Annotated in this window: 21 protein-coding genes; 11 read left to right on the forward strand and 10 right to left on the reverse strand. The window is 71.4% G+C overall.

Annotation, left to right across the window (positions count from 1 at the left end; translation table 11 throughout):
• Positions 1 to 22: 22 nt before the first annotated feature.
• On the reverse strand, positions 23 to 1,417 hold the full coding sequence (locus OHA55_RS21045; RefSeq protein ID WP_266708575.1) for an APC family permease: 1,395 nt from the start codon (positions 1,415 to 1,417) through the stop codon (positions 23 to 25).
• Between the two features lie 164 nt (positions 1,418 to 1,581).
• Here OHA55_RS21045 and OHA55_RS21050 point away from each other — a divergent pair, with 164 nt between their 5' ends.
• Both OHA55_RS21050 and ppgK read left to right on the forward strand, forming a co-directional pair.
• Positions 1,582 to 2,574, forward strand: coding sequence for a 4-hydroxy-3-methylbut-2-enyl diphosphate reductase (locus tag OHA55_RS21050; RefSeq protein WP_266708577.1), 993 nt, complete (start codon positions 1,582 to 1,584; stop codon positions 2,572 to 2,574).
• Between the two features lie 235 nt (positions 2,575 to 2,809).
• The gene (ppgK, locus tag OHA55_RS21055; protein WP_266708578.1) at positions 2,810 to 3,553 is read left to right on the forward strand and encodes a polyphosphate--glucose phosphotransferase; all 744 of its coding nucleotides are present in this window, start codon (positions 2,810 to 2,812) and stop codon (positions 3,551 to 3,553) included.
• Between the two features lie 55 nt (positions 3,554 to 3,608).
• Here ppgK and OHA55_RS21060 read toward each other — a convergent pair whose 3' ends face one another.
• A complete protein-coding gene (locus tag OHA55_RS21060; protein ID WP_266708580.1) occupies positions 3,609 to 4,346 on the reverse strand; it encodes a DUF6542 domain-containing protein in 738 nt (245 codons plus the stop codon).
• 349 nt (positions 4,347 to 4,695) lie between these two features.
• Between OHA55_RS21060 and ychF the strand changes: the two genes are divergently transcribed.
• The 3 genes from ychF to OHA55_RS21075 all read left to right on the forward strand — a co-directional run bounded on the left by ychF (position 4,696) and on the right by OHA55_RS21075 (position 6,515).
• A complete protein-coding gene (gene ychF, locus OHA55_RS21065) occupies positions 4,696 to 5,784 on the forward strand; it encodes a redox-regulated ATPase YchF (protein ID WP_266708582.1) in 1,089 nt (362 codons plus the stop codon).
• Positions 5,785 to 5,982: 198 nt separating this feature from the next.
• Positions 5,983 to 6,264, forward strand: coding sequence for a type II toxin-antitoxin system Phd/YefM family antitoxin (locus tag OHA55_RS21070; protein WP_053623546.1), 282 nt, complete (start codon positions 5,983 to 5,985; stop codon positions 6,262 to 6,264).
• Positions 6,261 to 6,515 carry a Txe/YoeB family addiction module toxin gene (locus tag OHA55_RS21075; RefSeq protein WP_266708584.1) on the forward strand — a complete coding sequence of 85 codons (255 nt, stop codon included), beginning with the start codon at positions 6,261 to 6,263 and terminating at the stop codon, positions 6,513 to 6,515. The genes OHA55_RS21070 and OHA55_RS21075 overlap by 4 nt, the downstream gene beginning before the upstream one ends.
• A 471-nt stretch (positions 6,516 to 6,986) precedes the next feature.
• Here the strand turns inward: OHA55_RS21075 and OHA55_RS21080 are convergent, their stop codons facing one another.
• The 7 genes from OHA55_RS21080 to OHA55_RS21110 all read right to left on the reverse strand — a co-directional run bounded on the left by OHA55_RS21080 (position 6,987) and on the right by OHA55_RS21110 (position 14,416).
• Positions 6,987 to 7,250 carry a type II toxin-antitoxin system RelE/ParE family toxin gene (locus OHA55_RS21080; RefSeq protein ID WP_266708586.1) on the reverse strand — a complete coding sequence of 88 codons (264 nt, stop codon included), beginning with the start codon at positions 7,248 to 7,250 and terminating at the stop codon, positions 6,987 to 6,989.
• The gene (locus tag OHA55_RS21085; protein WP_266708588.1) at positions 7,243 to 7,512 is read right to left on the reverse strand and encodes a type II toxin-antitoxin system Phd/YefM family antitoxin; all 270 of its coding nucleotides are present in this window, start codon (positions 7,510 to 7,512) and stop codon (positions 7,243 to 7,245) included. Before OHA55_RS21085 ends, OHA55_RS21080 begins: the two co-directional genes overlap by 8 nt.
• A 386-nt stretch (positions 7,513 to 7,898) precedes the next feature.
• Complete coding sequence (locus OHA55_RS21090) at positions 7,899 to 9,113, reverse strand: hypothetical protein (protein ID WP_266708590.1); 1,215 nt, start codon at positions 9,111 to 9,113, stop codon at positions 7,899 to 7,901.
• Between the two features lie 67 nt (positions 9,114 to 9,180).
• A complete protein-coding gene (locus OHA55_RS21095) occupies positions 9,181 to 9,477 on the reverse strand; it encodes a hypothetical protein (RefSeq protein WP_266708592.1) in 297 nt (98 codons plus the stop codon).
• A gap of 99 nt (positions 9,478 to 9,576) precedes the next feature.
• Positions 9,577 to 10,851 carry a PP2C family protein-serine/threonine phosphatase gene (locus tag OHA55_RS21100; protein WP_266708593.1) on the reverse strand — a complete coding sequence of 425 codons (1,275 nt, stop codon included), beginning with the start codon at positions 10,849 to 10,851 and terminating at the stop codon, positions 9,577 to 9,579.
• Positions 10,848 to 11,651: an alpha/beta fold hydrolase gene (locus OHA55_RS21105; RefSeq protein ID WP_266708594.1), complete on the reverse strand. Its 804-nt coding sequence runs from the start codon at positions 11,649 to 11,651 to the stop codon at positions 10,848 to 10,850. Before OHA55_RS21105 ends, OHA55_RS21100 begins: the two co-directional genes overlap by 4 nt.
• An 86-nt stretch (positions 11,652 to 11,737) precedes the next feature.
• Positions 11,738 to 14,416 carry a glycosyl hydrolase family 65 protein gene (locus OHA55_RS21110; protein ID WP_266710865.1) on the reverse strand — a complete coding sequence of 893 codons (2,679 nt, stop codon included), beginning with the start codon at positions 14,414 to 14,416 and terminating at the stop codon, positions 11,738 to 11,740.
• Positions 14,417 to 14,561: 145 nt separating this feature from the next.
• Between OHA55_RS21110 and OHA55_RS21115 the strand changes: the two genes are divergently transcribed.
• Positions 14,562 to 15,047, forward strand: coding sequence for a cupin domain-containing protein (locus OHA55_RS21115; RefSeq protein ID WP_266708595.1), 486 nt, complete (start codon positions 14,562 to 14,564; stop codon positions 15,045 to 15,047).
• A gap of 7 nt (positions 15,048 to 15,054) precedes the next feature.
• Here OHA55_RS21115 and OHA55_RS21120 read toward each other — a convergent pair whose 3' ends face one another.
• A complete protein-coding gene (locus OHA55_RS21120; RefSeq protein ID WP_266708597.1) occupies positions 15,055 to 16,182 on the reverse strand; it encodes a threonine synthase in 1,128 nt (375 codons plus the stop codon).
• 347 nt (positions 16,183 to 16,529) lie between these two features.
• Between OHA55_RS21120 and OHA55_RS21125 the strand changes: the two genes are divergently transcribed.
• The 5 genes from OHA55_RS21125 to OHA55_RS21145 all read left to right on the forward strand — a co-directional run bounded on the left by OHA55_RS21125 (position 16,530) and on the right by OHA55_RS21145 (position 20,970).
• Complete coding sequence (locus OHA55_RS21125; protein WP_266708599.1) at positions 16,530 to 17,282, forward strand: GntR family transcriptional regulator; 753 nt, start codon at positions 16,530 to 16,532, stop codon at positions 17,280 to 17,282.
• A 291-nt stretch (positions 17,283 to 17,573) separates the two neighbouring features.
• Entirely contained in the window at positions 17,574 to 19,352 is a 1,779-nt protein-coding gene (locus OHA55_RS21130; RefSeq protein WP_266708601.1) for a cytosine permease, read from the forward strand.
• Positions 19,353 to 19,559: 207 nt separating this feature from the next.
• Positions 19,560 to 19,760, forward strand: coding sequence for an SPOR domain-containing protein (locus tag OHA55_RS21135; RefSeq protein ID WP_266708603.1), 201 nt, complete (start codon positions 19,560 to 19,562; stop codon positions 19,758 to 19,760).
• 207 nt (positions 19,761 to 19,967) lie between these two features.
• Entirely contained in the window at positions 19,968 to 20,369 is a 402-nt protein-coding gene (locus tag OHA55_RS21140) for an NUDIX domain-containing protein (RefSeq protein ID WP_266708605.1), read from the forward strand.
• A gap of 160 nt (positions 20,370 to 20,529) precedes the next feature.
• Positions 20,530 to 20,970, forward strand: a complete 441-nt coding sequence (locus tag OHA55_RS21145) for an ATP-binding protein (RefSeq protein WP_266708606.1) — start codon at positions 20,530 to 20,532, stop codon at positions 20,968 to 20,970.
• Positions 20,971 to 21,081 lie beyond the last annotated feature (111 nt).

The raw sequence follows: 21,081 nt of genomic DNA on the forward strand, positions 1-21,081 counted from the left end.
CCACCGCGGACAGCGGGCCCGTTCACGCACCGGGACGGGTGCCCCCGCCCCGGCCCATGGTCTCCTCGTCGCCTCCCGGGCGCCGTCCGCCCTGCACCGCCACCACCACGAGCCCCACCGCGAACCAGACGGCACCCACCACCTGCGCGCTCGTCGTCGCCTCCACGATCACCGCGACCAGCGCCGCCGCGCCCAGCACCGGCACCACCAGATGGCGCCACCAGCTCGGCTCGCCCTCCATCCGGCGGACCACGAACCAGCCGACCACCGAGGCGTGCAGCAGCACGAACGCGGTCAGCGCGCCGATGTTCACCACGGACACCAGATGGTCGAGCCCGTCGTCGCGCCGGGCCGCCCACACCGCCGCCACCAGCGTCACGACGGCCGCGCAGAGCACCGCCACCCTCGGCACCCCCGACCTCGCGTCGACCCTCGCCAGGAACGACGGCAGCCGCCGCTCCCGCGCCATCGCGAACACCAGCCGACCCGCCGCCGCCTGCCCGGCCAGTGCCGCGAACGCCGCCCCGACCGCCTTGCTCGCCGCGACCAGGTCGTGCAGCCAGGTGCCGACCGAGGCGTCCACCGCGTCGTAGAACGCCGACCCCTGCGCCTCCGGATCGGCCGCGAGAGCCGCCGAGGAGACCGGCTCCAGCAGCGCCGCCAGATACGACTGCGCCACGAAGAGCGCCCCCGCCATCACCAGGCAGAACAGCACCGCCCGCGCGACCTTCGCGGACCCGCCCGTCACCTCCTCCGCGAACGAGGCGATGGCGTCGAAGCCCAGGTAGGAGAGGACGGCCACCGACACCGCCCCGATCACCGCCGTCGTCGAGAACCCGGAGTCACCGGTCAGCGGCGTCAGCCAGCCGCGCTGTGCCCCGTCCCGCGCCAGCACCACCACCGCCGACACCACGAACACCAGCAGCACCGCGATCTCCAGCGCCAGCACCGCGAACCCGACCCGGGCGGCGGCCCGCACCCCCCACAGGTTGAGCGCCGTGGTCACCACCACCGCGATGGCCGTCCACACCCACCTCGACACCTCCGGGACCAGCGCGTTCATCGCGATCCCGGAGAAGAGGTAGGCCACCGCGGGGATCAGCAGATAGTCGAGCATCGCCATCCACCCCGCGATGAACCCGGGCACCTCACCGAGCCCCTTGCGGGCGTACGTGAACACGGAGCCGGCCTTCGGGGCCACCCGGACCATCTGCGCGTAGCTGAACGCCGTGAACGCCATCACCACCGTCGACACGACGTACACCAGCGCGACCGCGCCGCCCGACTTCGCGTCCAGCGTGCCGAACACACCCACCGGGGCCATCGGGGCGATGAACAGCAGCCCGTAGACCACCAGGTCCCTGAACCCGAGCGTGCGCCGCAGCTCCCGCCGCGCGCTGCTTCCCGTTTCCGGCATCGGCCCTCCATGGTGTCCGGCAGCCCGCAGGCGATGGTTCCCCCGGTGGGCCGTGTCGCCGTGTCCTCGGCGGACCCGTGCCCGTGCCCCGTACCCGTACCTCGTGGATCACGGCCCAGTCTCCCGACCGGACGGAGCCCGCGCCTGTTCGGTACGGCCTTACGATGGGACGCATGACTGCCACCCCTGCCCGCCGTGTCCTGCTCGCCGCGCCCCGTGGCTACTGCGCGGGCGTGGACCGTGCCGTGATCGCCGTCGAGAAGGCCCTGGAGCAGTACGGGGCCCCGGTCTACGTGCGCCACGAGATCGTGCACAACAAGTACGTCGTGCAGACCCTGGAGAAGAAGGGGGCCATCTTCGTGGAGACCACCGCGGAGGTCCCCGAGGGATCCATCGTGATGTTCTCCGCGCACGGCGTCGCGCCGACCGTCCACGCCGAGGCCGCCGAGCGCCGGCTCGCCACGATCGACGCCACCTGCCCGCTCGTCACCAAGGTCCACAAGGAAGCCGTCCGCTTCGCCAGGGAGGACTACGACATCCTCCTGATCGGCCACGAGGGCCACGAAGAGGTCATCGGCACCAGCGGCGAGGCCCCCGACCACATCACCCTGGTCGACGGCCCCGAGGACGTCGCCAACGTCCAGGTCCGCGACGAGTCGAAGGTCGTCTGGCTCTCCCAGACCACGCTCTCGGTCGACGAGACCATGGAGACGGTCGACGCCCTGAAGAACAAGTTCCCGAACCTGCTCTCCCCGCCCAGCGACGACATCTGCTACGCCACGCAGAACCGCCAGGTCGCGGTGAAGAAGCTGGCCGAGGACGCCGACCTGGTCATCGTCGTCGGCTCCAAGAACTCCTCCAACTCGATCCGCATGGTCGAGGTCGCCCTGGACGCCGGAGCCCCCGCCGCCCACCTGGTCGACTTCGCCTCCGAGATCGACGAGGCATGGCTGGAAGGCGTCACCACGGTAGGCCTCACCTCCGGCGCCTCCGTCCCCGACGTCCTCGTCGACGGCGTGCTGGAGTGGCTCGCCGAGCGCGGCTACGCGGACGTCGAGACCGTCAAGACGGCCGAGGAGTCGATCACCTTCTCGCTGCCCAAGGAGCTCCGCCGGGATCTGCGCGCCGAGGCCGCGGCCCTGACCGCCCAGCAGTAGCACCTGCCTGCCCCGCGGCGGCACCTGCTCAGCGGCAGCACCCGTCCAGAGGCAGCACCCGTCCAGCGGCGACACCCGGACGCGGCCGGCCGGAGCGCGCAAGCGTTCCCGGCCGGTCGCGTTCCGCGTTCCGGGTGTGGCCGGCGGGGCCTTCTACGCGCATCCAACAGGACCTTTTCGTACGTACCGTCCGCTCGGGACGTGCGAGGCGCCCGCTGCCCTTACCGTGGTGCCCATGGAGATCTTCGGCGTTGACATCGGCGGTTCAGGGATCAAGGGCGCTCCCGTGGACCTGGATCGTGGGGACTTGGCGCAGGAGCGCCACAAGGTGCTGACACCGCACCCGGCGGTACCCGACGGCGTGGCCGACTGCGTGGCCGAGGTCATCGGCCACTTCGGCTGGTCCGGGCCGGTCGGCATCACCTTCCCCGGTGTGGTCACCGACGGCGTCACGCGTACCGCCGCCAATGTCGACAAGGGCTGGATCGACCTGGACGCCCGCGCGCTCCTCTCCGAGCGGCTCGGCTGTCCCGTGACGATCCTCAACGACGCGGACGCGGCGGGCATCGCCGAGATGACCTTCGGTGCGGGCAAGGGCCGCAAGGGGACGGTCATCACGCTCACCTTCGGCACCGGCATCGGCTCCGCCGTCTTCACCGACGGGCAGCTCGTGCCCAACACCGAGCTGGGCCACCTGGAGCTCAACGGCCACGACGCGGAGAAGCACGCGTCGACCAAGGCCAAGGACGACAACGACCTGAGCTGGGAGCACTGGGCCCACCGGGTGCAGAAGTACCTCGCCCACGTGGAGATGCTGTTCTCGCCCGAGCTCTTCATCATCGGCGGCGGGGTCAGCCGCAAGGCGGAGAAGTTCCTGCCGCTCATCAAGCACGTACGGGCGGAAATGGTCCCGGCCCAGTTGCAGAACAACGCCGGCATCGTCGGCGCGGCCATGGCGGCCCGCGCGGCGGGGAAGTAGCCGGGCCCTTTTCCGCAACGGGCACGGCCCGCCGACTCCGCCCGGGCCCCGCGCCCTACGCCTGAGGAGTGCGGCGGGCCGTGCCCTGCCCCACGGCACCGCCGCGCACCCCGGAAGCGGGGCGCCCCTTCGCCGGACGGGGACGCTCGCCCCGGCCGGACCGGTCCTCCGGATGCCCCTCGGAGCCTGCGCCCCGTTCCCCGGCCGCGGGGGACGCGGCGGGGCGGAGCGCTCTCGCCGCGAGCAGCAGCTGACGCTGCCGCATCTGCCGGACCTTGCGCACGGTCGCGATGAGTCCGGCGACCAGGGTGCCCCCGTAGAGCCAGCCCGCGTGCACCGCGAGCGCGGTGACCACCGCCATCAGCTGCCCGCCGAACCCCCCGTCGCCCCCGGCCACCGGCAGGACCCCGACGGCGAAGGCGATCGGCACACTGATCGGCGCGGTCACCAGGTCGGCGGGCCGCACCCAGAGCGCGGTCAGCGCGCTGACGGGCACGAACAGCACCCCGTAGACGAGCGTGGACGCGTCGAACAGCAACCGGACCAGGCAGGCGAGTACGAACATCACGGCGGTGGCGAAGAGCCCCGCGCCGATGCCGGTCAGCCGGGGGCTGGGGAATCTGCGCAGCGCCAGCACCACAGGAGGCAGGCTCCGCCGCGCGGCGGACGTGCCGACCACCCGGTAGACGGCCGAACTCTCGGCCGGAGGGGCGCCGCCGCCCTGGGGGACCGGGGCCGCCGGGGGCTCCTGGGGATGCCTGCGCTGCGGGGGACGAGTCCTGTGCTGCTCCACCTGGACAACGTAGGTCGCGGAACCGGGTGAATCAGGCATTGAACACGCGCTTTGGCCGAGCTTGGGACTGCGTTCGACGTCACACGGCCGAATGCCGACCCTGTTCGGCGGGAGCGGTGAGGGAGCGGTGCGGGAAGGGTGCGGGAGCGGTGAGGGGCGGGTGCGTGACCGGCGCGGGGAGGGACGCCACCCACTTCCGTACGGGCCGCGCGCCCCTCCCGTACCGCTCGTTCCCGGCGCCGTGACGGCACGGTCGGCCCCGCCCGTAAACTGGAGAATCGGTCCACTGCCGGGCCCGGCCCGGCACGCTCCGCCCACCGCCCCGTCCACACTCCAGGAAGTCGCCAACGTGTCGCTCACGATCGGAATCGTCGGTCTGCCGAATGTCGGCAAGTCGACCCTGTTCAACGCCCTGACCAAGAACGACGTACTGGCGGCCAACTACCCGTTCGCCACCATCGAGCCGAACGTCGGCGTGGTCGGCGTGCCCGACCCCCGGCTGAACGTGCTCGCGGGGATCTTCAACTCGCAGAAGATCCTCCCCGCCACGGTCGACTTCGTGGACATCGCCGGGATCGTGCGCGGCGCGAGCGAGGGCGAGGGCCTGGGCAACAAGTTCCTCGCGAACATCCGTGAGTCCGACGCGATCTGCCAGGTCATCCGCGCCTTCAAGGACGAGAACGTCGTCCACGTCGACGGCAAGGTCTCGCCCAAGGACGACATCGAGACGATCAACACCGAGCTGATCCTCGCCGACCTCCAGTCCGTCGAGAAGGCCGTCCCGCGCCTCACCAAGGAGTCCCGTCTCCAGAAGGAGAAGGTCGCCGTCCTGGCCGCCGTCGAGGAGGCCCAGAAGATCCTGGAGGCCGGCCAGACGCTCTTCGCCGCCGGCATCACCGCCGCCACGGAGAAGGGCCGGCTCCTCCACGAGCTGCACCTCCTCACCACCAAGCCGTTCCTCTACGTCTTCAACGTCGACGAGGACGAGCTGGTCGACGAGGACTTCAAGAACGAGCAGCGCGCCCTGGTCGCCCCCGCCGAGGCCATCTTCCTCAACGCCAAGATCGAGTCCGAGCTCATCGAGCTGGACGACGAGGAGGCTCTGGAGCTGCTCCAGTCCATGGGCCAGGAAGAGCCCGGCCTCGCCACCCTCGGCCGCGTCGGCTTCGACACCCTGGGCCTCCAGACCTACCTCACGGCAGGCCCCAAGGAGACCCGCGCCTGGACGATCAAGAAGGGCGCCACGGCCCCCGAGGCGGCCGGTGTGATCCACACCGACTTCCAGAAGGGCTTCATCAAGGCCGAGATCATCTCCTTCGCCGACCTCGTCGAGACCGGCTCCGTCGCCGAAGCCCGCGCGAAGGGCAAGGCCCGCATGGAGGGCAAGGAGTACGTCATGCAGGACGGCGACGTGGTGGAGTTCCGCTTCAACGTGTGAGCGGATGGAATAACACCACGTCGTTGACGTGGCAAACATGCAGGTCGGATGGCGTCCACCTCTCCGGAGGTGGGCTCCTGGCCTTTCCCCGTGCTGGATGGGTGCTGGATCGGCTGAGGCACCATCAGTCGATTCCTCTCGCAGATGACACCAAGAGTGGTACGTTATTGAGTACCACTTGATGGGAGGGGTGAAGTCATGTCCATCACTGCGAGTGAAGCGCGCAAGGAACTGTTTCCGTTGATCAAAAAGGTCAACGAGAATCATGAGGCCATCGAAATCGTCTCCAAGCACGGTAACGCGGTGCTTGTCTCGGCCGAGGACTACATGGCACTGCGCGAGGGCTCCTACCTGCTGCGCTCGCCAGCGAACGCCCGGCGGTTGCTCAAGGCGTACGAGAACGCCCTGTCGCACATCAACGTGTCGGAGCGTGAGCTGATCGATCCCGAGTCACCGGACGCAGGTGCGGGTGCCGCGTGAGGCTCGTCTTCGAGGATCAGGGTTGGGAGGACTACACGTCCTGGCTCAGGAACGACCGTAAGATGCTCGCCCGGATCAACAAGCTCATCGAAGATGTCAGGCGTGACCCCTTCCTGGGCATCGGCAAGCCGGAGCCGCTGAAGTACCACCTGCCTGGGGCCTGGTCGCGACGGATCGACGAAGAGCACCGCCTCGTCTATCTGGTGACGGACAATGAGATCGTCATCCTCGCTGCCCGGTATCACTACTGATCGGTGAATGTCCGGTGTGCTGGGGCGATATCCAGTGGCGCCGCCGGGCGGACCTTTGTTCGCAGGAACGAACTTCCCGCGTCACGAGGGATCTCCGTCAGTTGGGGGTGTACCTACCGCTCGGAAGACCGTCCGGGGGACTCACTCACCGGCTACCAGGGTCTCCCTCAGGGTGCCCTCGATCGGGTGGCAGCGGGCAGATTCCGTGTCGCGGTCGCGGGTGCTGGATGTGCTGGTTGACCTTGCACCGTGCTGGATCGGTGCTGGATGCCACCTGCGGAAACCGCGTTTTCGCAGGTGGGAGCCCTGTACTACAGATTCCGCTTCAACGTGTAGTCGCGCGCTGTTGCCGCATGTGAGGCGTTGAGTCACACGTGCGCGTCGGAAGGGGTCGGGCTTTGTCGAGCCCGACCCTTTTGTCGTCCCCGTGCTGGATGGGTGCCGGATGTTCTGACGCGCGGCCGCCGGTGGTCAGGTGTCGTGAACGGTGGACCGGTGCCCCACGTGAACGACCCAGACCACCAGTTCCCCGTTGTCGATCGTGTAGACGACGCGGTAATCGCCGACTCGTAGGCGGCGGCGATCCGGCTGGGACACGAGTGCGGTGGTGTTGAAGCCGAGTGGATCGCTTTCCAGCTCGGTCAGCTTGGCCAGGATGCGCAGTGCCGTCTCGCGCGGGAGCTTCCGAAGCTCGGCCTGCGCCTCGGGGCGGAAGACGGTTCGGTACTCACTCACTGCGCGCCAGCGTCTCCCTCATGATGTCCTCGATCGGGATGCCGGGTGCGGGGTTGGCCATGCGCTCATCGATGATCCGATTGATCTCGCGCTCTTCCCATTCCTGGTACTTCCGCAGTACCTCGATGGAGACGACGGCGGCGACCTCCTTGCCGCGGCGTGTGATCACGGTGGGTACGTCGTCGCGGTCGGCGCGATCCACGACCTCCGCCAGATGTGCGCGCACGTTGCGGATGGTCTCTATGGGCAGCGGCTGCGTCATGCGCTCAAGTGTACCGAGTGTTCCATGTGTACACATCGGTACGGGGTGGCGGGTGGCGTCCTTCGGCTCGGCTCTCCGTGTGAACTCGCACCGTGCCGGATCAGTGCTGAATGTGGGCTTCAAAACCGACGTTTCCGCAGGTCGCAGCTGTGCGTTACAGGTTCCGCTTCACCGTGTGACGGACTGACGCCATGATCGGCCGAGGTGCTGGTCGGACAGTGGAGCCCCAGGTCAGGGGCCAGACCTTCAGGTCTGGCCCCTTCTTGATCTCTCTGGCTGGATCAGGCTGCTTTCTGGCCCTGCGCTGACGTGGTACCGACCCTCGGCGCAGGTCTGTACGTGCGTTGAGCCGACGGTCGCCGCCGGGGCTCCCACCGACCGGGGCCTCAGTGGGCGGCCCGCGTGGGGATCGGCTCGTCGGTGTCCACGTCGTCGAGCGGGCCCGGGGTGAACATCGGGTCGAACTCGCAGTCCTCGTCGTCGGGGACGTACGGGAGGAAGCCGTCACGGGCCGTGCGGGCTGCGGTGGTGAGGAGGCGGGCGAGGACCTGCTGTTCGGTGGTCGGGGGAAGGATGAGGGCGGCCAGGAGGCGGTCGCGGAGCTCGGGGTGGTCCGGGTGGTCGGCGAGGTGGTCGGCGCCGAGGGCCGGTGGGCGGAAACCGGCCAGGGCGTCGTGCCAGGAGGGCAGGACGATGGCGAGCGTCAGTGCCTCGGCGAGGGATTCGGCGATCAGCGAGGCCCGGCCCTCGGAGTCGGTGTAGAGAACGGGGCGCGGGGCGCCCGGGACGGCCGGGCCGCAGAGGTAGTGGGTACCGCCGGCGTTGCAGCCGGCCACGGGCTCGACGGGGAGGCCGTTGGGCAGGGCGATCGGCTCGTGAGGGTCGGTGCGTTCCAGGTCGAACTCGCCGTGTCCGGCCAGGTAGGAGGCGGCTTCGGGATGTGCGGCGATCCTGCGCAGGAGCGCCTCGTCCGTGAGGGCGGCCGGGTTGAGGGCCGTGACGACGGCGGCGGTGAGGGGGTGTCCGGCGAGGACGTGGCGGACGGCGTCCAGCGGTACGGGGCGCTCGTAGTAGTCCTCGAAGTACGCCTGGACGGCCTCGGGGGTGCGGTCGGTGAGGAGACGGAAGAGGTACGCGGATCCGTCGGGGTCCTCGACGCCCGGCGGGAAGTCGACGGCCGAGCCGGAGTGCCACGCGGTGTCGCCGTTCGTCCACCACAGGCAGGTGGTGACGCGGGGGACGTCGATGCCCTCGTCGAAGAAGGCGGGTTCGTCCAGGAGCGGGCTCAACGCGGCGGGCACCTCGTCGATGACGCCGGGCCAGACCTCCTCGTCCTCCGTGGCGTACGGGCTCATCCTCGACTCGTGGTCGAAGCCGCGTATGAGCGTGCCGGCCGGGGTGAAGAGGACGGAGAAGTCGTCCCCCGAGCCGTTGTCCATCAGCGCCGCCTCCTCCTTCGGGCCCCAATGGGCGTTGAAGGTGTAGCAGCTGAAGCGCGGATCGTCGCCGATGGTCGCGTCCAGAACGGCCAGCGCCCGCAGGTGCGCGCGGAGTTGGGCGGGGTCGGGAAGGCGGGCTGCGGTCTCGCGGACGGTGCTCATGGAGTCATGGAAGCATCCGCCACTGACAACACCGGTGCCACCGGCATCACCGACACCGCCGGCGTCCTCAGCCGACGATCTGGCTGAACAGCGGATAGATCTTCGGCCTGGCGTCGGGCACGCCGAGCTCGCGCAGGATCGGCAGGATGGTTTCGCCGAACTGGTCGAACTCCTCCTGGGACTCCCAGACGTCGACCACGAGCCAGCCGTTGTCGGTGGGGGCGGCGGTGTGGGAGAGGAGGCCGGTCACCGGCCAGTCGGAGGGGCTGGTCACGGGGCCGGACCGGCCGGACATCCGCTCCAGGCTCTTCTCGTAGTGCGCCTGGGTCATTCCCGGGAGGTCGAAGACCACGACGATCGGCATGGTGAGCCCCTTCTGCGAGCGCGGTACGAAAGTCCGGTCCAGTCGACCACCCCGGAGATCCGTACGCGTGGGGGCCTGGGCCGAACGGGGCCCGACGTCTCAGGTGCGGGGCGGCGCGCCGGCGTCGGGGGCAGGTACGCCCAGGGCGAGCAGGGCGGTGTCGTCGGAGACGCCCTCGCCGAGGCTGTCCAGCAGATCCGTCAGAGCGGCGACGAGGGCGGGGGCGGGGTCGCCGGCCCGGCTCCGGGCGAAATCGCGGAGTGCCTCCTCCCCGTAGAGAGCGGACCTGTCGCGGCCGGTACGAGCCTCGGTGAGGCCGTCGGTGTACAGCAGGAGGGTGTCGCCGGGGGCGAGCCGGGTGTCGGCGGTGACGAAGTCCGCGGTGGGCAGGACACCCACCAGGAGGCCGCCGGGGGTGGGCAGGTAGTCGGCGCGGCCGTCGGCGCGCAGGACCAGCGCCGGCGGGTGACCGCCCGACGCGAGGTGGACGTCGACCTCGCCGGCTGCGGGGCCGGGTTCGAGTACGCCGAAGACGGCGGTGCAGTAGCGGGGGTCCGGGCCGCCGGAGTAGCGCTCGTACAGCACCGTGTTGAGCGTGGAGAGCGCCGATACGGGATCGGGGTCGTGCAGGGCCGCGGCGCGCAGGGTGTGGCGGGTCAGCGCGGTGACGGCGGCGGCCTGGGGGCCCTTGCCGCACACGTCGCCGAGGAAGAAGGCGAAGCGGGTGGCGTCGACGGGGAAGACGTCGTAGAAGTCGCCGCCGAGCCGGTCGGGGGAGGCGGTGTGGTAGTGCGCGGCGGCCTCCATGCCGGGGACCGGGGGCAGGGTGTCGGGCAGCAGCGCCTGCTGCAGTACGGCGAGGGCGTCCTGCAGCCGGGTGCGGTCGGCCTGGGCGCGCCGGGTGGCTTCCTCGGCGGCTCGGCGTGCCCGCAGGAGTTCTTCCTCGTAGCCGCGGCGGTCGCGGGCGTCGAAGACGGTGATGCGGATCAGCAGCGGGTCGCCGGAGGCGTCGTGCTTGACCACGGCCGAGACGAGCACCGGCATCCGGCCTCCGCCGGGCTGCCTGATGTCGAGGGCTATGCCGCTGATCCGGCCCCGCATGCGCAGCAGCGGGGCGAAGTGCGTCTCGTGGTACAGCCTGCCACCGACGGTCAGCAGGTCGACGAAGCGCATCCGGCCCACCACCGCCTCCCGCGCGAGGCCGGCCCAGTCCAGCAGCGTGGTGTTGATTTTCGCGACCGTGCCGTCCATCAGCGTGGACAGGTAGCCGCACGGGGCGCTCTCGTACAGTTCCTCGGCGCTGGGCTCCAGGAGAGCCGCGAACGCGTCGGCGCCGCGGGACGGGTCCGGTTCCGGCCCCGCTCGGTCCGTCATCCCAGGCCGGCCAGGAACTCGGTGATCGCGGCGTTGGTGGCGTCGGGCGCCGACAGCTGGGGGCAGTGGCCGGTCGCGTCGAGGGTGACCAGGACCGAACCGGGAACGGCGCGGTGGACGTACGCGCCGACCTCCGGCGGGGCGATCATGTCCTGGGCGCATTCCAGGACCAGCGTCGGCACCGTCACGCCCGCCAGGTCGGCGCGGCTGTCGGACAGGAAGGTGGTGCGGGCGAAGACGCGCGCCATGTCCGGGTCGGTCGCGCAGAAGCTGTCGGTCAGTTCCTGGCCCAGAGAGGGCCGGTCCGGATTGCCCATGATCAGCGGTGCCATCGTGGCGGACCAGCCCAGATAGTTCAGCTCCAGCGAGGTCAGCAGTTCGTCGATGTCCTCGGCGCTGAAGCCGCCCCGGTAGCCGTCCTCGTCGATGTAGCGGGGCGAGGGGGTGACCATCACCAGCGCGCCGATCCGGTCGGGTGCCTCCCGCGCCGCCAGGACCCCGACCATGGCGCTGACCGAGTGCCCCACGAACACCGCCCGCTCCAGATCCAGCTCCTCGCAGACCTCCACCACGTCCTGGGCGTACCCTCGCATGGACGAGTAGCGCTCCTCACTCCACTCCGAGAGGTCGGAGCCGCCCGACCCGACGTAGTCGAAGAGCACCACCCGGTAGTTCTCGGCCAGAGCGGGCACGGTCAGGCGCCACATGTTCTGGTCGCACCCGAAACCGTGCGCCAGCACCACCACGCGCCCCCGCGGGTTGCCGGTGACGGTGACGTTGTTCCTGCGCCGGATGTCCATGTCGGCCATCCTCCCAGCACCGGCGGCAGGCTTCGACCCGTGGAGCGCACACGTTCCGGTGGCCCCGGCAGCCCCGGGTGCCGCTCCTACCGCACCCCCAGCTCCGCGATCCCCGCCGGCCGTGCCGGGTCCGCCGAGACCACCGTCACCCGGACCTCCCGGGCCGGCGCGCCCGGTACGAACGGGTGCCAGGAGCGGCCGTCGGCCGAGGTCTCCACGGTGTGGGCGGCGGGCGGTACGGCGCTCCAGACCGGTTCCACCGAGGTGATCCGCAGTGTCCGGTCCAGCCGGACCGTCAGGGTGCCGGTGGCCCCGTCCGGGGACCAGGCGGTGGCGGGGGAGCCGTCCACCGCCGCCTCGGCGTAGAGCCCGGGCGCCTCGGAGTCGGCCGAGGCCGGGCGGCAGCGGGCCACGTCGCCGGTGGGAGCGGGACCAGTGCGGAGGGTGGGAGCGGGACCAGGGCGGAGGGTGGGAATGAGATCGGGGCGGCGGGTCGGCAGCACCAGGGTGCTGGTCAGACGCCGGGGCCCGGCCGGGGTGTCGACGGTGAACGGCGCGCCCGACACCAGCCGCACCGTGGTGGTGGCGGGCCCGAGCGCGATGTCGTAGGTACGTCCCCGGTACCGCAGTCCCTTCAGGGTGACGCCCGCGCGCAGCTGGGGCGGCAGCACGGGGTCGAGCCGGATTCCGTCCTCGCGGAGCCGCAGCCCGGTCAGGCCGTGGGTGAAGACCTGGAGGAATCCGCCCTTGCCGGTGAGGAAGTCCTCGGCGGGGAAGCCCGACAGCGGGTCCTCGGCGCCCGCCTTCGCGCCGCGTGCCTCGGAGAAGAGCCCGAACGGGCCGCGCATGAACGGCCGTACGGAACGCTGGAGGTAGGTGTACGCGGCGCACCCCGGCTCCCCGATGGCGGCGGCGTCGATCGCGTGCACCGAGTCCGTCATGGCCGGGCCGTCCGGATCGGTGCGGGCGGCGTAGAAGTTGAGGGTCGCGGCTGCGGCACCGGGCTCCATGGGCCACTCCAGCGGGTACGTCAGCAGCACGGTGTCCGCCTGCTTGATGGTCGAGCCGTCGTACCCCGCGTACTGGAGGTAGATCCGGCGCTCCGGGTCGTACGGGATGCGCAACCCGTCCGCCACCCGCTGCCAGGCGGCGGGGGCCGGGCGGCCGAGGAGCGCCGCGGCGCGTACGGCCTCGCGCAGGGCGGTCGCCGCGACCGCGTTGGTGAAGACCCCGTCGGTGACGCCGTTGCTGTACTCGTCGGGACCTGCGACGTTCACGACCGACCAGCTGCCGTCCGCGTTCGGGGTGGCCCGGGAGGCCCAGAAGTCGGCGATCCCGGAGAGCAGCGGCCAGCCGCGCTCCGCCAGCCACGTGCGGTCGCCGGTGGCCAGCCAGTACTGCCACACGGCGAGCGCCACATCGCCCTGGAGGTGGTTCTGGGTGAGGCAGTGCGGCGGGTCCCAGCTCTGGCACTCGGAGTCCAGCCGGCCCTGGCTCGCGCTGGTCCACGGGTAGAACAGCCCGTCGTACCCGAGTTTCTCCGCGTTGGCGCGGGCCGCGTCCCGGGTGCGGTAGCGGTACTCCACGACCGTGCGGGCGAGCTCGGGGCGGGTGGCCAGCAGCCCCGGGTACATCCAGGTCTCGGCGTCCCAGAACACCATGCCCGCGTAGTTGTCGCTGGTGGCACCGGCCGGCGCGATGCTGTCCGAGGCGCCGGGACGGGTGGCGGACAGCAGCCCGTACTGGGCCGCCCGCAGCCACCGCTGGAGGTCCGGGCTGCCCGGCACCAGCACGTCGGAGGACCAGTCCCGGCGCCAGGCGCCCGCGCTGTCGGCCAGCACCCGCGCCCAGCCGCGTCCGGCGGCCCGCCGGGAGGCCGCGCGCGCCGAGGCGAGCGGGGCGCGGGAGGTGAGGGCGGTGTCGACGCCGACGTACTTCTCGACGGTGTACGCCCGTCCCGCACGCACCCGCAGCTCGCGGGTGAGCGCCGGGCCCGGCCGCATGGTCTGGACGACCGCCCCGTCGACCCCGGTGCCGTGCGTGCGGAAGGTCCCGTCGTCCGCCACCGTCATCCGGCGCGCGCCGCGCGCGTCGAGCCGTCCGGTGACCGCCGCCGTGCCGGTCCACCGGGGCGTCAGCGTCAGCCGTACGGCCCCGGCGTGGACGTCCGAGCGATCCGTCAGCACCTCGTACACCAGGTCGGTCGCCCTGCCGTCCGCCGAGGTCCACCGCAGCGAGGTGCGGACGAGGCCGCAGGCGAGGAAGAGGGTCTGGCGGTAGCGCGAGACCCGGCCGGGCGGAGTGTCCGCGCCGAAGGTCTCACCGCCGACGCGGACGTCGAGCGGGGTCCAGCTCGGCAGCGCCGCGAGCACCTCGCGCCCCTCGGTGGTGCCGGGCTCGGCCCCGTACAGGCCGGTGACGAACGCCCCGTCGTAGCGCGGGGTGTAGAGCGGCCAGCCGGTCTTCTCCGGGCGGACCGCGTACCCGGCCCCGGCCGGCGGGACGCGGTGGCCGAGGTAACCGTTGCCGACGTACGGGTCGTACCCCTCGGCCCCGCCGAAGCGGTCCGAGATCAGCTCCCACGGACCGTCGGAACGCGCACCCGCAGCGGGATCCGGAGTCCGTGACGCCGAGCAGGAGGGCGGGGCCGGGGAAGCGCCGGGGGTGTGGGCGGACGCCTGGCCCGGCATTACGATCATGGTCAGCAGGGCGGTGGTCAGGCAGCCGGCGAGGGGGGTGCGCGCATGTCTCACCCGGACGAACATAGGGACGCGACGGGCGTACTTCCGGTGCGGCGCGGCTGAACTCCCGCACGGCAGGCGGACGGCCGAAGGGCCGCCCGCCGGATGGAGCAGCAGCCGCTCCCGGTAACCGGTTCCGGGGCGGACGACGGAGACAGGACGTGGACACATGTCGTATCCGGAGCCGCGGTACACGGACGGCCAGGGCGTCATCAACGCCACCTACCGGCCGGCGGGAACCGCCGCCGAACTGGCCGCCCCCAACGGCAACCGCACCCACTACCTCGCCAAGGGCACCGCCACACAAGGCGCGTTCGGCCTCTACCGGGTGGACATGACGCCCCGGGCGGGCGGCCCCGCCACCCATTTCCACCGGGCGATCTCCGAGTCCTTCTTCGTCCTCGGCGGGACTGTGCGGATCTACGACGGGGAGCGCTGGACCGACGCCGGCGAGGGCGACTTCGTCCACGTCCCGCAGGGCGGACTGCACGGCTTCCGCAACGACTCCGACGCGGACGCCTCGATGCTCCTGCTCTTCGCGCCGGGAGCGCCGCGCGAGGAGTACTTCGAGAAGGTGGCGGAAGCCGTCCACTGGTCCGAGGAGGAGCGGGCGGAGTTCTTCATCAAGCACGACACCTACTGGGTGGGCGACTGAGAGCCGGTCACGCGGCCATCCCCGTCTTGAGCCCCGCCCCGCACACCGGGACCACGATGCTGCCCTCCGTCCACCCGCCGACCGCCGCCCAGCAGGCCGCCGCCGTCGTCTCCGCGTAGAGCCCGCGGCGGGCCAGGTCCCGCTGGGCCTCGCGGAGTTCGTCCTCCGTCACGGTGAGGAAGGTGCCGCCGGACTCGCGTACGGCGGCCAGGATCTGCGCCGCGCGCGGCGGGTCCGCGATGGCGATGCCCTCGGCGAGCGTCGGCGCCGGGGCCGCCGGATGCCGCAGGGAGGCCGCACCGGCGCGGAAGGCGGCGGCGAGCGGGGAGACCGCCTCGGCCTGGACGGCGATCAGGGCGGGGCGCCGCTCGATGAGCCCCTGCGCGAGGAGTTCGGCGGTGGCGAGGGCGGCGCCGAGCAGCAGGGTGCCGTTGCCCACCGGTACGGCCAGCGCGTCCGGGAGCCGGCCGCCGAGGTCCTCCCAGAGTTCGTACACGTACGTCTTGGTGCCGTGCAGGAAGTACGGGTTGAAGACGTGCGAGGCGTAGAAGGTGCCCGGTTCGCCGGCGGCGGCGCGGGCCGCGAGCGCGGTCGCCGTCCGGTCGCCGGGGACGATCTCCAGCCGGGCGCCGTGGGCCCGGATCTGCTCGGTCTTCTTGGTGGAGGTGCCCTCGGGGACGTACACCGTGCAGGGCAGTCCGGCGCGGGCGCAGTAGGCGGCGACGGAGGTGCCCGCGTTGCCGCTGCTGTCCGCGACGACCCGGGCCGGGCCGAGGCGGCGCGCGAGTTCGGCCAGCATCACCGCGCCCCGGTCCTTGAAGGAGAGCGTCGGCATGAGGTGGTCCAGCTTCGCCGAGACGGTGCCGGTGAGCTCGACCAGCGGGGTACGCCCCTCCCCGAGTGAGACGGCGGGGTCCGCGAGCGGCAGCGCCTCCCGGTAACGCCACAGGGAGTTGACGCGCCGGGCGAGGGCGTCCCGGTCGAGCGGCCCCGAGGGGGTGAAGTCGAGGTCCCAGGGACCGCCGCACCGCGGGCAGCACCAGCCGGTGCCGGCGGCCTCGGCCCGGGTCCCGTCCAACGGGCAGCGGTACGGCGGCAGCGGCGGGGGCAGGGGCGCGGTCACGGGCATGGGCATGGGGCCATCCTGCCAGCCGGTTGGAGGGCGGCCCGGGGGCGTCCCGGCCGGAAAGAGGCGGTGCCGTCCGGGGGCCGCGCACGTTCCGCACACGGCGTCGCGGGCGACGGGCCCGGGTACGCCGGGGCTCTTCCGAGGGGAGGCACGTGTCACTTCGTGCGGCCCATGGGGCTTGCGGGGGGCGCCGAGTGGGCAGAGAACGGCCGGAAGAGCTGTGGTGATGGCAGTCCCGGTATGCGTCGAGCACCCCCGAATCACCACTTCGAGTGAAACTCTGGCCATTGCTTGTCTTGTGCCACTCACGGTTGCGACCCTGTTGCGGTCTGTCAACTTGTTGGGAGTGGCCAGTGACGTTCGGTGAGCAGCCCGCCTATCTGCGCGTGGCGAGCGATCTGCGGGAGAAGATCGTCAAGGGTGCGCTGCCGCCCCATACCCGTCTGCCGTCCCAGGCGCGCATCCGCGAGGAGTACGGCGTCTCGGACACCGTCGCTCTGGAGGCCCGGAAGGTCCTCATGGCCGAGGGGCTGGTGGAGGGTCGCTCAGGCTCCGGCACGTACGTCCGGGCGCGACCGGTGCCGCGCAGGATCGCCAGATCGGGCTACCGCCCGGGGATCGGGGCGAGCCCGTTCCGCCAGGAGCAGAGCGCGGAGGGCGTCCGCGGCACCTGGGAGTCACGGAGCGAACAGGAGGAGGCCGGCCCCGAGGTCGCCGCGCGCCTCGGCATCCAGCCGGGGGACCGGGTGATGCGCACCCGGTACGTCTTCCGGGACGCGGGCGAGCCGATGATGCTCTCGACCTCCTGGGAGCCGCTCTCGGTCACCGGGCGGACCCCGGTGATGCTCCCCGAGGAAGGGCCGCTGGGCGGCTGCGGGGTGGTCGACCGCATGGCGGCGATCGACATCGTGGTGGACAACGTGACCGAGGAGGTCGGCGCCCGCCCGGGCCTCGCCGACGAACTCGGCGACCTCGGCGGGGTGCCGGGCCACGTGGTCATGGTCATCGCGCGCACCTACTACGCGGGCGGGCAGGCGGTCGAGACCGCCGACGTGGTCGTCCCCGCCGACCGCTACCGCGTCGCCTACCACCTGCCCGTCAAGTAGCCGCCGGACCGCCCGCCCGTGAGCCGCCGACCGGTCCGCCGGACCGCCTGCCGAGGAGCCGCCGACCGGTCCCGCGCACACGCCGCCGGTCGGCCCGTTACCGCCCGCGACGCGAGCCGTCGCGGGCGGCCGACCGCTGGGCGGTGCGGTGTGTCCGAGGCGGGAGACGCAGACGTAACCCCCCGTCGGCCGCCGTAACGCCGGGGCAATGCCCGCGGCCTGCGGCTTGTCATGTTCAGCTCCTACCTTCCTCTCCGTTGCCGCACCGACGGACCGAGGGACGGGACCCCCATGACGGACATCGCACCGCCCACCACGGCCGGGACGACGCAGTCCCCGCCGCAGCCCGACCGCCGGCCGTCCGGGGGCGCCGGCCCCGACGGGCCGGCCCGCAGCTACGCGGCGCTCGCCGCCGACGAGAGCCGCGAGGACTACTCGCTGCGCTATGCCCCGCACTCCTTCCGCCGCTGGTCGCCCGGGACGGTCGCGGGTACCGCGCTCGGCGGCATCGCCTACCTCGCGGACTTCGCGATCGGCGCGTCGATCGTCTTCACCTACGGCTTCACCAGCGGTTTCGCGTCGATCCTGACCGCCGCCACGATCATCTTCGTCACCGGCATCCCCATCGCCCGGGCCTGCGCGAAGTACGGCCTGGACATGGACCTGGTCACCCGGGGCGCGGGCTTCGGCTACTTCGGCTCGACGCTGACCTCGCTCATCTACGCGTCGTTCACGTTCATCTTCTTCGCGCTCGAAGGCTCGATCATGGCGCAGGCCATGCACCAGGCGATCGGGCTCCCGGTCCAGCTCGGCTATCTCCTCACCACGCTGATCGTGATCCCGATCGTGTTCCGGGGCATGGGCGCGCTCGCCAAGGTGCAGGCGTGGACCCAGCCGGTCTGGATCATCGGCATGATCCTGCCGTTCCTGGTGCTCGCCTTCGAAGCCCCGGACGCCTGGGGCTCGTTCAGTTCCTTCGGCGGTACGGAGGGGGCCGGTGCGGGCTTCCACTGGCTCGGGTTCGGTCTGGGTACGGGGGTGGCGCTCTCGCTGATCGCGCAGATCGGCGAGCAGGCGGACTATCTGCGCTTCATGCCGGCGAAGACCGAGGGGAACAAGCGCCGCTGGAACCTCGCGGTGCTGGCCGCCGGGCCCGGCTGGGTGATCATCGGCGCCGCCAAGCAGCTCGGCGGCGCGTTCCTCGCCTTCGTCGCGCTGGAGGCGGTCGGCAAGACGCACGCGCTGGAGCCGATCGCCCCGCAGATCGAGGCGCTGAAGCCGTGGCTCGGCGGATTCGCCCTGCCGGCCGCGGCGATCTTCGTCATCGTCTCCCAGGTCAAGATCAACGTGACGAACGCCTACAGCGGCTCGCTCTCCTGGTCGAACTTCTTCTCCCGCGTCACCCACCGGCACCCCGGCCGGGTCTGGTACATCTTCCTCAACCTCGCCATCGCGCTGACGCTGATGGAGATGAACATGTTCGCGGCCCTCAACAAGCTGCTGGGGTTCTACTCCAACGTCGGCATCGCCTGGATCGCCGCCGTCGCCGCCGACCTGGTCATCAACAAGCGGATCGGGCTCAGCCCGCCGTACATCGAGTTCAAGCGCGCGTACCTCTACGCGGTGAACCCGGCCGGGTTCGGTTCCATGGTGATCGCCTCGACCGTCTCGATCCTGGCATTTTTCGGCCTCTTCGGTGATTACGCGGAAGCCTTCTCGACCTTCATCGCCGCCGGGCTCGCGGTGACCCTCTGCCCGCTCATCGCCTGGGCGACGAGGGGCAAGTACTACCTGGCCCGGCCCAATCCGGTGAACGGGCCGGACGTGGTGGTCGATGACATCACCGCCACCCACACCTGCGCGGTCTGCGACACGGCGTACGAGCTGCCGGACATCGCCGACTGCCCCGCCCACGCGGGTCCCGTCTGCTCGCTCTGCTGCTCGCTGGACGCCACCTGCGGCGACGTCTGCCGGAAGGCGCCCGCCGCCGGACCGGTGCTGATGCCGCTGCCCACGGTGCCGCCGGCCGGTTCCGCAGCGGCCGCCGGAGGGGGCTCGCGGCTGGTGTGAGAGGCCTCCGCCCGGCGCGGTAGGGTCCCGTTCTCCGCTGTGGGGGCGCATCCGGACGGATGCGCCCCGTGTATGGCCGGTTCCGTATCCCTTTGTGTGATTCCGCATTCGCTGAGTGAAGGTCAGGCGTACGCTCCGGCATATGCGCACAGCGATTTCCTGGGGATCGTCCTATGAGATGTGCAGACCGGTGGGGAGAGGGGCAGCATGCTCGGGAGGAGCACGATGAGTGACAGCGCAGCTGTCCTCCCGTGGCTGGTGATACGGCAGGACATCAACGGCAGTACGTACCGCGTCGGCCGATACGCCACGCAGGAAGAGGCGCAGAAGGTCGCCGACGGGTTCGACACCAGGGAGCACCAGCAGCTCTACTGGGTCGAACGCGCGGGTGAGACCGCCCGCCCCTGAACGACCCGCGTCCCGACGGCCGGACACCCTCCCTGACCAGGGGGTGCCCGGCCGTCGTCGTACCCCCGTCGGTGCCGCGGCGGCTCGGCGCGCGGCCCTCACGCATCCGCGCCGGCGTGCGCCCCCGGGCTCGGAACGTGCCGCCGCGCGAAGGTAAGGTCCGGCCTGACCGGCCTGACAGCCAGGCCGGGGAACGAAGGCGGAGCGATGCCGGCCCTGATCGACACGGTGGCGTGGGTACGAGTGGAGAGCGGCAGGATTCTCTGCGCGCGGTCGAAGGGGAAGGACGTCTTCTACATCCCCGGCGGCAAACGTGAGGCGGGGGAGAGCGACCTCCAGACCCTGCTGCGCGAGGTCGAGGAGGAGCTGGCGGTGACCCTCGACCCGGCGACCGTCGTGCACGCGGGCGTCTACGAGGCGCAGGCGCACGGGCACGCGGACGGCGTGGTGGTGCGGATGAGCTGCTACTACGGCGACTGCGAGGGCACCCCGGTGGCGAGCAACGAGATCGACGAGGTGGCCTGGTTCACCTACGCGGACCGGCCGCTCGTCGCCCCGGTCGACCAAGTGCTCTTCGACGACCTCCACGCGGCCGGTGTGCTGGCCTGAGCCGCCGGGCCGGGCTCCTTCCCGCGGCGGGCCGAAACGGTGCCCCGTGCACCCGTACGACCTATTGGGCGCGATCAGTGGTAATTCATCACTTATCGCGGGTATGTCGGGTACATCCATGTTGACCCTCGCGTGACGCATCCGCTGTCGGCCCCGGGAAGTGATCGGCGTGATCGATACCGAAGGCGGCAGCGCCGAGTGGTCCTTCCCGGCGGAGCCGGGCTCCGTGCGCGGCGCGCGGAACGCGGTCCGCGAGACGCTGCGGGCCTGGGACCTGGGCCCGCCGGTCATCGATCTCACGGTGCTCCTCGTCAGCGAGCTGGTGACCAACTCGCTCCGCCACGCCACCGGCCCCATCGGGGTGCGCCTGGCCAGACCCGGCGGCACCCCCGCGGACGCGCCCGACGCCGCTGCGGACGGGCACGGTCTGCTGGTGGAAGTCTCCGATCCGCTTCCGGATCTCCCCACCCGGCGCACGGCCGGCCCCGACGACGAAGGCGGCCGCGGACTCCAGCTGGTGGCCTGTTCCGCACACCGCTGGGGAACCCGCACAGGAAAGAGTGGCAAGACGGTGTGGTTCGAGCTGCCTCTGTCTGGTTAGGAGTGGAGGGGGACGCACAGCGATCACCTGAGGTCGGGGCCGCCGACGAGAAGGACTGAGACCTTGCTGTGATCGTGAACGCCGTGCCGGGAGTGGTCGTAGTGCTGAATA

Origin of the sequence: Streptomyces sp. NBC_00102, from assembly GCF_026343115.1 — a bacterium.
Classification (GTDB): Bacteria; Actinomycetota; Actinomycetes; order Streptomycetales; family Streptomycetaceae; genus Streptomyces.